We start from the raw sequence: 14,666 nt of genomic DNA, 5'->3' as shown, positions 1-14,666 counted from the left end.
ACTACCCATGCCGCCCGTCCAGATTGTAGGAGTCTGTCTGGTAAGCGGCCGGTGTGTCGCAACCGTGTCGAAGCAAATTTCCCGTGGTCACCAGAGCAGGTGGTTCGACTCCCCCAGCTGTTGCGTCTCGATCCATGTGTACTCACCCGTGTAGCCGTGCATGCAGTCGGTCTGGCCCGACCAGTTGCCGTTGCCGTCGGTCCGCAGCGGCACGCCCCAGGCCTGACCCCACCACTGGCCCTGCTCCCACCGCGGGAAGTAGACCTGGCCGGCGGAGTTGTGCTCGGTGGACAGGCACCGCATGGTGAACGCCGTGTTGGGCTCCCAGCCGGTGATGCTCATGTTGATCCAGCGGCACGCCGAACCCTGGCGGCAGCCCGACGACGTCGACGCGTCGGCGCCCTTGGCGATGGTGAACGAGCGGTTGGCCGGGTTGGAGTTGGTCCGCCCGCTGCCCGACGCCGTCGTGCCGCACCCGGCCGCGTTGCAGGCCTGCGCCTCCAGGCTGTAGCTCGTGTTGTAGGCGGGCCCGACGTCGACGTTGCCGCCCGACGCGGACATGTTCTGCCAGCCGCCGCCGTTGACGCGGTACCGGATCGAGTCCACGGCCCGGCCGCCGTTGCTGCCCGGGGGCGACACGGTGAACCGGCCCTCGGAGGACGAGCGCAGCGTCCAGCTCACGCCCGGGGCGCCCGGCGTCGTGTACGGCGTCACGGGGTTGGAGCTCGCCGTCCAGGCCGAGCACGTGTACTGGTTGCAGGCGCGGACCTGGAACCGGTAGGCCGTGCCGTTGGCCAGGTTCTTGAAGGTGTACGACGTCGCGGTACCGGCGTTCCCCGGCGTGCCCCCGCCGTTGGCCAGCACCTCGTACCGGTGCGCCGGCCCACGGAAGTCGCCCGACGCGATGCCGCTCCAGCGCACGTCGGCCTGGCCGCTCGTGGTGGAGCCGAGCGACGCCGTCGGCGTGCCCGGGACCTGGGGCTTTCCGTACGGCACCTGCGCCGCCGACTGGTCGCTGGCCGGCGAGTTGCCCGCCTTGTTCTCGGCCGTGACCGCGAACGTGTAGGACGCCTCTGCCGACAGGCCCGAGACCACGCGGGAGGTGCCCGTCACCGTCTGCGTCTCGACCTTGGACCCGTTCTCGTAGACGTCCAGGTGGTACTGCTCGACCGGGGCGCCGTTGTTGGCGGGCTCGGTCCAGGACACCGTGATCTGCCCGCCGAGCGCGTTGTCGACGCGCTGGGCGGACGGCGCGGCGGGCTTGGCCGGCGGCGCGGCCGGGGTCTCGGGGGCGGAGGCGTCGCTCCAGTCCGAGGGGTCCGGCGCGGCGTTCACGGCCTGCACCGTCACCGTGTAGGCGGTGCCGTTGGCCAGCCCGTCCCAGACGATCGAGCTGCCGGTGACGCAGGACTTCTGGATCACGCCGTCGGCCGGGGCCGGGCTGATCTCCAGGTTCACGCACTCGATCGGCGAACGGTCGGTGTAGGTCCGGTTCTTCCAGGAGACCGTCAGCGCGGAGTCGCCGAACTTCAGCGACGGCGGCTCCGGCTTGTCGGGCTTCTCGTCCGGCCGGGCGTCCTCGGACGGGCCGGACGGCTCCGACTCACCCACCTCGTTGGTGGCCGTGACGGTGAAGTTGTAGACGACGTCGTTCTTGAGCCCGGTGACCGTGCAGGTCGTGGACTTGCACTCGGTGACGTCACCCTTGCCCGACCGCGCGGTGTACCCGGTGATCTCGGCCCCGTTGTCCGCCGGCGGGTCCCACGTCAGCACCACCGTCTCGGACCGCACCTCCTCGACCTGCGGGGCGCGCGGCGCCTCGGGCCGGCCCAGCACCGTCAGGCGCACCGTGCCCTCGACCTCCCGGCTGACGTCGGCCGTCGCGTCGGCCACGCGGTACCGCACCACCATGGCGCCCACGAAGTCGTCCGACGGCGTCACGACCACCGTGGAATCCGTCGTCTCCACGTAGCCCTGGCCCGTCTCGACAGCGGCGCCGACCACCTTCAGCGGCTCCTCGGGGAACGGGTTGGCGTCGTTGGCCAGCACGTCCACCGTGGCGGCTGCGCCCTGGTGCGCGTCGCGCACCTCGTCCGGGTTGGCCCGCGCGAGCGGGCGCGTCGAGGCCACGACCGTGACGGCGAGCTCGCCGGCGACGGGCGGGTGGCCGCCGTCGGACACGGTGAACGGGACGGTGAAGCGCGTGCCCTTCGGGACGGAGGCCTGCGCCTGCGCGGTGACCGTGGCGCCCTGGGTGCCGAAGGTGACGCCCTCGGCCCCGCCGGTGACCTCGACGGTCAGCGGGTCGCCCTCGGGGTCGACCGCGACGCGCGACAGGTCGAGCGCCGACTCCTCGCCGGCGGCGACCTCGAGCAGTGGGCTGCCCTTGATCTCCGGCGGCTGGTTGCGGCTCGCCCGCACGTCGATCGGGAGGGTCAGCACCGCGGTGCGGCCCTCGGGGTCGTCGGGGCCGTCGCCGTCGGTCACCTCGAAGGTGACCGAGGCCGGTCCCACGTAGTCCTCGTCGGAGGTGAACGTCAGCGTGGTCGGGCCCGTGACGTCGCGCGTGCCCTCGACGGCGGTCACCTTCTCCTCGACGGTGAACCGGGGCTCGTGGCCGTCGGCCACCACGACGTGGTCGGCGATGTCGATCTCGAGCGTCTCGCCCGCGAAGGTGCGCAGCGCCTCGACCGGCTGCTTCAGGTGTGGGAGCGAGCCGTCGCGCGGCACCCGCAGGAACGCCTTCGCCGTCAGGTCGTCCATGTCGGTCACGGTGTACGTGAGCACCTGCGGGTCCTCGGTGAGCGCCACGGTGACCTCGCCGCCCTCGCCGAGGGTGACGCCGGCGGGCTGCTCGCCGTCCTCGCCCAGCACAGCGACCGTCAGGTCGGTCGCGACGCCGTCGGGGTCGGAGTCGTTGCGCAGCACGTCCACGGTCACGGTGTCGGACGTGACGTCCGTGGGCGGCACCACGTCGTCGCGCGCGATCGGCCGCAGCAGCGGCGCGTCCTTGGCGGTCTGTACGGTGATCGCGCCGGTGGCGCGGGCCGCGAAGGTGTCCTCGATGCCGTAGTAGAAGGTCTGCGTGCCCTCGTCGCGCGGCGTGGTGACCACCACCAGGTCCTCGACGACCCGGGGGTCCAGGCCCTCGGCGCCCTCGAACGACTTGGGTACCAGGCCCACCTGGTCGCCGTCCGGGTCGGAGTCGTTGGCCAGGGCGTCCACCGCGACGTCGCGGCCGGGACGCACGAGCGTCTCGTCGTCGCCGGCGGTGGGCGGCTGGTTGACCCCTGGCGGCTGGGCGACGCCGACGGCGACCGTGCCCTCGGCCGTCGCGCCGCGCGTGTCCGTCACCGAGTACCGGAACTCGTCCGCCCCGGCGGCATCCTGGGACGCCTCGTACTCGAGGAACCCGTCGACCACGCGGGCCGTGCCCTGCGCGGGTGGTGCGGAGAGGCCGTCGAGCGTGACGTAGTCGCCGTCCGGGTCGCTGCCGTCCAGCGGCAGCGGGATCCGGGTGACCGAGCCCGCGAGCACGCGCGCCGTGGTGTCCGGCGGTTGCGGCGCCGCGTTCTCCAGGGTGTCCGTGATGTTGATCGTGACCTGCGCGGAGTCCTTCTGGCCGTTGCTGTCGCGCACCTCGTAGACCAGGTGCGCCGTGCCGGCCTCGGACCCGGCCCGGAAGCGCACGGTGTCCTCGGACACGAAGGCCTCTCCGGTGTCCGGCTCCTCCACGAGCTCCGGCGTGAGCTTCAGCTCCAGACCGTCCGGGTGGGAGTCGTTCTTCAGCACCGGCACGGTGACGATGTCACCCGTGTGCACGGTCGTCTCGTCCGGCGTCGCCTCGGGCGGGCGCAGCTTGGTGGGCGCCGCGATGGGCACCACCCGCACCTGCCCGACGGCGGTCTCCGTGCCGTTGGAGGCCGTGTACCGCAGGGTCACGGGCCGGTCCAGGCGCTCGGTCTCCGCGACCCGCAGCACGTGGTGGTCCAGCACGACGGCGGTGACCTCCGGCGGCGCCTCGACCGATGACGCGACCAGCACGCCGCCACCCGGGTCGGTGTCGTTGGCCAGCACGTCCACCAGCGCGGAACCGCCGGCGGGGAGCAGCACGGTGTCGGCCACGACCACGGGCGGGCCCGCGGCGTCCGGCGGCGGCAGCACGTCGACGCGTACGAGGCCCATCGTCGAGCCCGGGCCGTCGCTGACCTGGTAGGTGATGTCGTAGCTGCCGGGCTCCTGGCTCACGAACCGGAACGTGCCCGCGGCATAGTTCTCCGTGATCGTGGCCGGCGCCTGCTCCGAGACGCTGACCAGGCGCAGCCGGTCGCCGTTGGGGTCGGAGTCGTTGCGCAGCGGCCGGACCGTGACGGGATCGCCCGCCAGCACGGTGACGTGGTCGGCCACCGCGACGGGCGGCTCCTGGGTGGCGATCACGTCGACGAGCAGCCGGCCCTCGCCCACCTGGTCCAGGCCGTCCGAGACCGTCAGCTCGACGATCTTCCGGCCGGTCGCGGTGCCGCCGTCGCGGAACTCGACGGTGCCGTCCGGGCGGAACCGCACCTCGTCCATGGGGTCCGCGGTGGCGGCGCTGGAGAGGACCAGGTCGTCGCCGTCGGGGTCGCGCCAGAACGGCAGCACCTTGATGGACGCGTCGCCGCCCTGCGCCACGCGCAGCACGGGCTCGCCGGTCGAGACCGGCGCCTCGTTCTCGCTCAGGGGCACCACGCGCACCTTCACGTCGGCGTCGGCGGTACCGCCGCGGCCGTCGTCCACCGTGTAGGTGAAGGTCGTGGTGCCGGTCGCCGTCTCGGGCACGTTCGCCTGCAGCGCCGCGCCGTCGAGCACGCGGTCCACCGAGACGTCGGACGCGCCGGCACCGGCCACCCGGCCCTCGGGGTCGGCGATCGACGCGGTCATCACGTCGCCGTCGGGGTCGAGGTCGTTGCCCAGCACGTTCAGCACGGTCGTGCGCCCCGGCCGGACGCCGATCGAGTCGTCCTCCGGCTCCGGCGGGCGGTTCGGCTTGTCCCGCTGGGCCACGAACTGGTCGACCATCTCAGGCGTGGTGGTCTCGGACTCGGTCTTCTCACCCTCGGCGTCCTCGGGCATCTTCAGGTCCCAGTCGTCGACCTTCTCGAAGTCCTCCGCGGCCATCCACAGCGTGCCCGCCGAGACGTCGTTCAGCACGATCACCTGGCGGTTGACCCGGTAGGCGAGCTCGCCGTCGGCGCCCTCCAGGGTCTCGTCGACGTCGCGGTCGGTGCCGGGGCAGTCCCGGACCACCCGGCCGGTGCCCGACCAGGCGCCGAAGGTGCAGCCGCCGAGCTGCACGGGCGCCGCCGGGGTGCCCTGGCCCACGCGCGTGGTGGAGCTCCCGCCCCGCAGCGGCTGGGTGACCAGGCCCTTCGGTGTGGCCACGACCACGGCGTCCGCCTCGCCCGAGGGCTGCTGCAGCCGCGCCTCGGCCCCGCCGGCCAGGTCCACGACGTCGCCGCCGGGCAGCACGAGCGTGGCCGCGGTGCGGTCCAGGACCACCGGCCGGTCGCCGACGGCGGTCACCTCCAGCTCGGCACCCTTGCCCACCGGGAGCTCCGAGTCGGTCACCTCGTCGACGGTGCCCGAGCCGTTGGTCGTGACGGTCGCGAGGCGGCCCTTGGCGGGCGCGGCCCCGAAGACCGTGCCGTCGGTCGCGACGGCGACCCGGGCGCCCGGCCCGAGCTCCGCCGTCGGGTCCAGGTCGTCGGCGCTGAACTGGACCGCGGCCTCGAACGGGAGCACCCACAGGCGGCCGTCCTCCGGGTCCAGCACCGCGGTGGTGTGCCCGCCCGAAGCGATGACGGCGCCGGCGGGGGCGCTCATGGTGCCGCCGAGGACGAGCTGCGCCGGGTCGACCGGGCTCGCGGTGGCGGTGCCCGGGTCCGTCATCAGTACCCGGTACTCCACCTGCTGCACGTCGAACGTCGACGAGCCCGACAGCAGCGTGCCGTCGAGCGCCTGTGCCTCGTTGTTGAACCGGCCGAGGAGACCCGCGGAGGTCTTGGTGACCCACACGCCGGAGTCGTCCAGGTCGACCCTGGCCGTGGACTCGCCCTGTTGCAGCAGCGTGAGCAGGATCAGGGCCCCGCCGAAGACGGCGACGACGCCTCCGGAGACCGCCGAGCGCGTCGACACCTTCAATCCGGGCACAGGCTTTCCTCAAGTCTCGATCAGCGGCGGCTGCCGCAGCCTAGCCGTTGCCTCCGACAACCGGAACGTTAGAGGGTCTTCCTGGACGGGTGAATTCCTTAGCCTGGAACGAACTACCAGGTCAGAGGCTTGATCACTCCCGTGACTGTTTACGTGGGCGCACACCGCCCTGGGGGCGGAGCGCTTCGCTCAGGCACCGGCCGCATCGACAAGTCCCCGCGTCAGGGCTTCTACGAGCTCGCGCCGCCGCGGCAGCCCGAACGGCCATTGCAGACCACCACCCACATGGAAGGAACGCCCAAGCAACTCGATGTCACCCGGCCAGCGAACCATGAGTTCGCCTGATCGCTTCGGACCGATGATGTCGACGATGTCCGCAGCGAGGAGGCGTGCTGCCGCGCGTTCCACGTCGAGGTCTTCAGCCAGAAGAACCTCGTTTCCAGTCGCGGTGCCGTAGAGCCGCTCCTGAATGTGGAGGGATTCTGCGTACCAGTAGACGACGAGTGCCAGATCGGAGGCATCCTTGAGCTCCCCCCACTCCGACCGATCCAGCCAAGCGCCCAGCTTCGCTGCCGCATACCCGGCGACATCAGGAATTCGGACCTGCAACGACTCCGAGAGCTCAAGCGTGACTGAAGCGGCGAAGATCTCCTCGAACGCCCATAGGCTGACCGGCTCACGACGTGTCGGTGGATCCACCACTCCTTCAGGGTCCTCGACCGCTCCGAACGGAAGAAGATCGACAGCGATTCCAGCGATGTCGTAACGAATGCCGGTATGCCCAGCACTAGGAAACTGCTCAGTGAGTTCCTTGTAGACGTCCCAGCTCGACAGGGCAAGACCGAGGTCCAGGTCGCGGGTCGCCACCGTGTCGAACGTATGGCCGAGCGCGGCGTGCAGGACATCTCTGCATGCGGCTCCAACGACCATGATGGTCGACGGATTCAGTTCCGGCGTACTCCCGCTCACGGCCGAAACGACGTCAAGAACGACGTCGAGCAGCGAATCAGAGACCCTTGAGAGATCCAGCATGGCGGTCCTTCCAATCTCCCGCAGCCGCTCGTACGCGCGGATCGGTTGAGGCGAGAAGGTCCGCATACACAAGCGGCCACGGCGCCGCGACGTTCTCGCTTCCTGCCGCCCGCCTTCCATGCGGTTCTCTCCAGAAGCTGCGGCGAACCCGAATGTTCGGCGGGCCGTCCGCACGCCAACGGTTGACGAGCGCAAGGCGGGGATCGAGGTCGGCAACATACACAACGAGCGTGGACGGCCTGAGCAGGTCGTCCACTGCGACCTCACCAGAGACGTACAGCCGCTGGTCCGCACCGATGGACCGGATCTTGTCCACAGGGCCGTGGAAGGCCCCGAGCTCCAGTCGGCGCGCCAGTCCCGTCGGATAGGCGGCTGCCCACAGGTCCAGCAGATCTCCGTCTGGCCGACCCACCGCGTCCGGTCCAAAGCCTGCCTGTCTCAGGATCTCCACTACGTCGTGTGCCTTGCCCAACGAAACGCCTGCGGTGTGAGCCAGCTCGCGACGCGTGACCCGCCAGAGCTCTGGCCAGGCCAGCAACACGAGCACCACCTGCGCGCTCCCCGGGCTGAACAGATTGCCACGAGTCGCCCGGGGGCCTTCTTTCGATCCCTGGCGCCGACGTCCCCGAATATCGACCAGCACGGCACCGAAGTTGATCCACGCGTTCCCTGCCTCGTCCAGGTATCGGACGCCTGCCCGGCGGAACGACGCGCCCGTGGCATCCGGTACATAGTCCGTGAATACGAACTGATGCAGGCCACTCCGTGGAAGCCGCGCGAGATCGGCCATCCGGACGCCTCGACCGCAGAGCAGTTCGAAACGCTGCGCGCTGCCTGGGCGCGTGACCGTGACCACTGCCCGCCTGATCACACGGTCAGCTGGCAGTTCTTCATGGACCTCCGCCTCGAACCCCAGGTCAGCCAGGCCCGCGACCAGCGCAGCTGGCAACGGTGGCACCTCGTTCAGATCTGCCATGCGTTCAGTTTAAGTGAACACGGGCACATTATGAACACGACGTCGAGGATCGGAGAACTCTGAGCACGGCAGACGTCTCGCTCCCTGTCCAGGCTTACACCGCCCGGTCCGCCAGGGCCTGCGCGAACTGCTCCAGGGACTCCTTGACCGGCCCGTCCGGCAGTGGCGCGAGCTCCGCGGCCGCCTCGCGCGCCCAGCGCACCGCCAGCTCCCGGGTGTCGGCGAGCACGGAGTGCGCCCGCAGGCGCTGCAGGGCGGCCGTCAGCACCTCGTCCGACGACAGGTCGCCGTCGAGCGTCGCGAGCAGGTCCTTGTCGTCGTCGGTGGCGGAGCCCGAGGCGACGTGCTGGCGCAGCAGCAGCACCGGCATGGTCGGCACGTGCTCACGCAGGTCGGTGCCCGGCGTCTTGCCCGACGTCTCGCCCTCCGAGGCGACGTCGAGCACGTCGTCGGCGAGCTGGAAGGCGACGCCGACCTTCTCGCCGAACGCGCCCACTGCCTCGATCTGCTCCTTCGGCGCACCGGCGAGCATGGCGCCCAGCCGGGCCGACGCCGACAGCAGCGACGCCGTCTTGTCGCTCAGCACCTGCAGGTAGTGGGCCACGGCGTCCTCGCCGTCGTCCGGGCCCATGGTCTCGTGCAGCTGCCCCATGCACATCCGCTCGAACGTCCGGGACTGCAGGATCACCGCCTCGGGCCCGAGCTCGGCCACCCGGGACGAGGCCCGGGCGAACAGCATGTCGCCCACCAGGATCGCCACCGAGTTGCCCCACACCATGTGGGCCGCCGGGGCGCCTCGCCGCATCGGCGCCGAGTCCATGACGTCGTCGTGGTACAGCGAGGCGACCTGCGTCAGCTCGACCACCACGGCGGCGTCGACGACGCCCGGGGCCGCACCGTCGCCCAGCTCACCCGTGAGCAGGGTGAGCAGCGGCCGGAACCGCTTGCCGCCCGCGTCGACGAGGTGCCGGGAGGCGCCGTCGGCCAGCTTGTCGGCACTGGAGACGGCGTCCGACAGCACCTCGTCGACCACCGTCAGCCGGTCCGCGAGACGGGACGCCAGCTCCGGGTCCGTGATCGGCAGGCCGAGCGCGGTCGGGTCGGGCAGGTCAGTCGGAGCGGCCGGGGGTGCGGACGCCGACGTACCCGTCGTCGTCTGGGGCGGCAGCGGTACGGAGGTCACGGCACGAACTTACTTGCCTCTGCCACCAGATTAAGAACCAGAGACGGGAAAACGCCAAGAATCACCGTCGCGATCGCGCAGACGGCGATCGCCACGGCGGCCGGACCACGCGACCGCACCACCGTGACGACGACGCGCTGCGCGGCCGTGACCTGCACCTTGGTCGCGGTAGCGACGCCACCGCCCTCGGTCGAGCCCTCGCCGCCGTCGCCGGTCGAGCTCGTCGGGACCCCGGTTTCGACAGGCTCGACCTGCGAGGCCGGCTCGACGGTCCCCGGCTGGAACACCATGACGACCAGCAGCCGCAGGTAGAACGCCACGGCGACCACCGACGCGAGCACGCCGAGCACCGCGAGCCACCACAGGCCGCCCGACGTCGCCCCGGCGAACGCGCCGAACTTGGCGATGAACCCGGCGGTGAGCGGGATACCCGCCATGGACAGCAGGAACAGGGCGAACGCCGCCGTGAGCCACGGGGCCTTGCGCCCCAGGCCCGCCCACTGCGCGATCTCCGTGGCCTCACCGAGCACGACGCCGTCGTCGGCCACGGGACCGTTGTCCTCCTGCGCCCCGGGCGTGACCCGACGTTCCCGGACCAGCGTGACCACGGCGAACGCGCCGATCGTCGCGATGCCGTAGGCGAGCAGGTAGAAGAGGGTGGACGACTGGACCTGCGGGCCGAAGCCCGCGATGCCGACCAGCAGGAAGCCGGCGTGCGCGATCGACGAGTACGCCAGCAGGCGCTTCACGTCGGTCTGCACGGACCCGATCACGGTGCCGACGGCCATGGTCAGGACGGCCACCACGACGACGACCACCTGGAGCTGCCGCATGATCTCCGGGTCGACCGCCTGCACGCCGATCGAGATCCGGTACAGCACCTCGACCAGGGCCGCGACCGCCGCCGCCTTGGTGCACGCGGCCATGAACCCGGTGATGGGCGTGGGCGCGCCGGTGTAGACATCGGGCGTCCAGGCGTGGAACGGCACCGCGCCGACCTTGAACAGCAGGCCGACCGTCACCAGGAGCACGCCCGCCACGAGCAGCGCGCTCATACCCTCCAGGGGCAGTGCGCCCTGCTGCACCCGCTGGGCGATCTCCAGGAGCCGCACCGTGCCCGCGAACCCGTAGATCAGCGCGACGCCGAAGATGAACAGCGCCGAGGCGAAGGCGCCCAGCAGGAAGTACTTGGCCGCGGCCTCCTGCGACAGGAGCCGGCGCCGGCGTGCCGTGGCGCACAGCACGTACAGCGGCAGCGACAGCACCTCGAGCGCGATGAACATGACGATCAGGTCGTCGGTCGAGGCGAAGAGCATCATGCCGCCCGCGGCGAACAGCAGCAGCGGGTAGATCTCCGTCTGCTCCAGCCCGGACTTCCGGGCCAGGTCCTCGTACGAGGTGCCGGGCACGGCCGAGGCCGTGGGCGCGAACGCGTCCTGGCCGGTGGCGGTGCGGTCGGCCACCACGAGCACGCCCAGGAAGGCGAGCAGGGCGATGATGCCCTGCGCGCCGAGCGCGAACGGCGTCAGCGTCACGCTGCCGCCGACCACCTGGACGGGCTGCGCCACGATCTGCGGCCAGAGGTACACCACGAACGCGAGGCCACCGGCCAGCGCGGCCAGGGTGAGCACGATCTGCGTCACGCGGCGGGCCCTGGCCGGGACGAACGCCTCGAGGAGCACGCCGACCACGCCCGCGCCCAGCACCACGATCAGCGGTGCGAGGGCGAGCCAGTCGATCTCGGGTGCCACGAACTCGTTCACTTGTCGCTCCCCATCTGCGCGGCGGCGTCCGCCGGTTCGTCGACCGCGATGGTCGTCGCCGACTGCTGCGCCGGCGCGTCCACGTAGGTCAGGGCGAGGCCCGGCACCAGGCCGAGCACCAGGAGTCCGACCACCAGCGGGGCCGCGACGATGCGCTCACGCGCCTTGAGGTCGGGCAGCGCCTCCAGCCCTTCGGCCGGCGCACCGGTGAAGATCTTCTGGTAGGTCAGCAGCACGTAGATCGCGGCGAGCACCACGCCCGGGATCGCCGCGACGGTCCAGGCGGCCGAGCCGGCGGGGGCACCGCCGAACGCGCCGATCAGCACCATGATCTCGCTGACGAACGTGGCCAGGCCGGGCAGCGACAGCGTCGCGAGGCCCGCCACGAGGAACGTCCCGGCGAGCACCGGCGTGACCGACCGCAGGCCGCGGTAGTCCGTGATCCGCTGGGACCGCTCCGGGTGCCGGGCCACGAGGAACCCGGCCACCAGGAACAGCGCGCCGGTGGCCAGCCCGTGGTTGAGCATCATGAAGCTCGACCCGGCGGTACCCAGCGGCGTGAACGTGAAGATGCCCAGGATGATGAAGCCGAAGTGGCTCACCGACGTCCAGCCGACCAGGCGCAGCAGGTCGGTCTGCATGATGGCCATGATCGCGCCGTACAGCACCGAGATGACGGCGAGCGCGATCACGAACGGAGCGGCCCAGCGCGACGCCTCCGGGAACAGCGGCAGGCACAGGGTCAGCATCCCGAAGGTGCCCACCTTGTCCAGCACGCAGATCAGCAGGGTGGACGTGCCGGGGGTCGCGTTGCCCGCGACGTCGGGCAGCCAGCTGTGCACCGGGATCATCGGGGCCTTGATCGCGAAGGCGACGAAGAACCCGACGAACATGAGGCGCTCGGCGATGGTGCCGAGGTTCACGCCCACCAGCTCGTCCACGAGGAACGCCTTGCTCGGGTCCACGCCCGCGCCGACCGCGAGAAAGTACAGCGCGATCACCGCGGCGAGCATGATGAGCCCGCCGCCCAGGCTGAACATCAGGAACTTCACGGCCGCCTGACGCCGGCCGGCACCCTGCCCGAACCCGCCGATGAGGAAGTAGGCGGGGATCAGCATGGCCTCGAACAGCACGTAGAACAGGAAGACGTCGCGGGCGGCGAACACCGCCACCATGAACGCCTGGAGCAGCAGCACGAGGCCCACGAACCGGCGCAGGCGCACCTCGTCGCGCCCCTGCTCGTTCCAGGCGGCCAGCAGCACCAGCGGCACCAGCACCACGGCCAGCGCCACGAGCAGCAGGCCGACGCCGTCGACGGCCACCGCGTAGGAGGTGCCGATCTGCGGGATCCAGGCGTGGGTCTCGGCGAGCTGGTGCTCGGCGGCGGCGCCGGTGTCGAAGGCGAGGAACGCCCCGACCAGCAGGACCACCTCGACCAGCGAGAACACCAGGGCGATCGGGCGGGCCAGGCCGGTCCCCGCGTTCGCGGAGCCGGTCCGGGAGCGGCCGAGCGCGCCCAGCGCCACCACCGCCGCGCCGACCAGCGGCCACGCGATGAGGGCGGTCAGCCAGGGAAACATCTCTCCTCCGATCACTGGGCACCACCGAGACCCACCACGAGCCACACGACGACGGCGATGACGAGCACGCCGCCCGCCATGCCCGCCGCGTACGAACGGACGTACCCGGTCTGCGCCTTGCGGAACACCCCGCCGAACCACGAGACCGCCTGCGGCAGCACGCTCCAGCCGCGGTCGACGACGTCCCGGTCACCGACCTGCACCACGCGGGCCAGCCCGTAGCCGGGCTTCATCACGAGGGTCTCGTTGGCGGCGTCCTGGTAGAGGTCCCTGCGAGCGGCCCGCGTGAGGACGGAACCGCGCGGAGCCTCCTCGGGGACGAGCTTGACGGCGTACATCCAGAACGCGAGCAGCGCCCCGAGCACGACCACCACGAGGGTCGTGGTGATGATCAGCCAGACCGGCAGCACGGGCTCGTGGTGCTCGGCGTGGCCGACCACCGGCTCCAGCCACGTGGTGAACGTGCCGCCGATGCCGAGCACGAGGCCCAGCGCGGCGGAGCCGACGCCGAGGAAGACCAGCGGCCACCACATCAGGGGCGAGCCCTCGTGCGGGTGCTGGTTCTCGGTCCAGCGCGGACGGCGTCCGCCGAACGTCATGAAGAACAGGCGCGTCATGTAGAACGCGGTGATCGCGGCGCCGAGCACGGCGACCGTGCCGAACACCCAGGCCCGCCACGGCTGGCCCTCGACCGGGATGAACGCGGCCTCGATGATGCCGTCCTTGCTCCAGAAGCCGGAGAACGGCGGGATCCCGAGGATCGCGAGCCAGCCCAGGCCCATGGTGATCCAGGTGATGGGCAGGAACCGCGACAGCCCGCCGAAGCGCCGCATGTCGGTCTGGTCGCCCATCGCGTGCATCACCGAGCCGGCACCGAGGAACAGGCCCGCCTTGAAGAAGCCGTGCGTGAGCAGGTGGAAGATCGCGAACGCGTACCCGGCCGGGCCGAGGCCCGCGGCGAGCATCATGTAGCCGATCTGGGACATCGTGGAGGCGGCGAGCGCCTTCTTGATGTCGTCCTTGGCGCAGCCGACGATCGCCCCGAACAGCAGGGTCACCGCGCCGACCAGCACGACGACGAGCTGCGCCGTGGGTGCCGCCTCGAGGATGGCCCCGGAGCGCACCATGAGGTAGACGCCGGCGGTGACCATGGTGGCGGCGTGGATGAGGGCGGAGACCGGTGTCGGGCCGGCCATCGCGTCGCCGAGCCAGGCCTGGAGCGGGAACTGCGCCGACTTGCCGCACGCGGCCAGGAGCAGGCACAGCCCGACCGCGGTAGCCGTGGCCTGTGACATCGCACCGACGGAGTCGTCCGACAGGACGGTGCCGAAGTCCAGGGCGCCCGCGTGGGCGAACAGCAGCGCCATGGCGGCGATGAGCCCCATGTCGCCGATGCGGTTCATGACGAACGCCTTCTTGGCCGCCACCGCGTTCTCCCGCGCCGAAGGCCGCCCCGTGTCCCAGAAGCCGATGAGCAGGTACGACGCGAGACCCACGCCCTCCCAGCCCACGAAGAGCAGGAGGTAGGAGTCCGCGAGGACCAGCACGAGCATCGCCGCGACGAAGAGGTTCAGGTAGGCGAAGAACCGGCGCCGGTCCGGGTCGTGGTCCATGTAGGCCACGGAGTAGATGTGGATGAGCGTGCCGACGAAGGTCACGAGCACCACGAAGGTCACCGACAGCGGGTCCAGCCGGAGGCCGAGGTCCACGCCCAGGTCGCCCGCGGACAACCATGTCCACAGGTGGTGGTCCACGCTGCGCTCCTCGACCGGCGTGCCGATCATGCGGAACATCAGGATGAAGGCGACCACCATGGAGGCACCCGAGGCCAGCACGCCGAGCCAGTGGCCCCAGCGGTCGGTGGCCCTGCCACCCAGCAGCAGGATCGCCGCGCCGATCAGCGGGAAGCCGACCAGCCAGGGGGCGAGCCCGATCACTTCGTT

The 14,666-nt window shown here is 71.2% G+C and carries 7 protein-coding genes; all 7 read right to left on the bottom strand.

Annotated features, from left to right (window positions below; all coding sequences use genetic code 11):
- Window positions 1-87: 87 nt before the first annotated feature.
- Window positions 88-6,189 (bottom strand): Ig-like domain-containing protein, encoded by a 6,102-nt coding sequence (locus tag ACH47X_RS22620; RefSeq protein WP_397407147.1) that lies wholly within the window; start codon window positions 6,187-6,189, stop codon window positions 88-90.
- A 189-nt stretch (window positions 6,190-6,378) separates the two neighbouring features.
- Window positions 6,379-7,221: a hypothetical protein gene (locus tag ACH47X_RS22615; protein WP_397407145.1), complete on the bottom strand. Its 843-nt coding sequence runs from the start codon at window positions 7,219-7,221 to the stop codon at window positions 6,379-6,381.
- A complete protein-coding gene (locus tag ACH47X_RS22610) occupies window positions 7,196-8,197 on the bottom strand; it encodes a type IV toxin-antitoxin system AbiEi family antitoxin (protein WP_397407143.1) in 1,002 nt (333 codons plus the stop codon). The genes ACH47X_RS22615 and ACH47X_RS22610 overlap by 26 nt, the downstream gene beginning before the upstream one ends.
- A 94-nt stretch (window positions 8,198-8,291) precedes the next feature.
- Window positions 8,292-9,380, bottom strand: a complete 1,089-nt coding sequence (locus ACH47X_RS22605) for a polyprenyl synthetase family protein (RefSeq protein WP_397407141.1) — start codon at window positions 9,378-9,380, stop codon at window positions 8,292-8,294.
- The gene (nuoN, locus tag ACH47X_RS22600) at window positions 9,377-11,143 is read right to left on the bottom strand and encodes an NADH-quinone oxidoreductase subunit NuoN (RefSeq protein WP_397407139.1); all 1,767 of its coding nucleotides are present in this window, start codon (window positions 11,141-11,143) and stop codon (window positions 9,377-9,379) included. The genes ACH47X_RS22605 and nuoN overlap by 4 nt, the downstream gene beginning before the upstream one ends.
- On the bottom strand, window positions 11,140-12,723 hold the full coding sequence (locus ACH47X_RS22595) for an NADH-quinone oxidoreductase subunit M (protein WP_397407137.1): 1,584 nt from the start codon (window positions 12,721-12,723) through the stop codon (window positions 11,140-11,142). Before ACH47X_RS22595 ends, nuoN begins: the two co-directional genes overlap by 4 nt.
- Window positions 12,724-12,734: 11 nt before the next feature.
- Window positions 12,735-14,660 carry an NADH-quinone oxidoreductase subunit L gene (gene nuoL / locus ACH47X_RS22590; RefSeq protein WP_397407196.1) on the bottom strand — a complete coding sequence of 642 codons (1,926 nt, stop codon included), beginning with the start codon at window positions 14,658-14,660 and terminating at the stop codon, window positions 12,735-12,737.
- Window positions 14,661-14,666: the final 6 nt, after the last annotated feature.

This window comes from Promicromonospora kroppenstedtii (genome assembly GCF_044389675.1).
In the GTDB taxonomy this organism is placed as follows: domain Bacteria; phylum Actinomycetota; class Actinomycetes; order Actinomycetales; family Cellulomonadaceae; genus Promicromonospora; species Promicromonospora kroppenstedtii.
The sequence above is the reverse complement of the archived record's forward strand: the minus strand, read 5'-3'. Positions and strand labels throughout refer to the sequence as shown.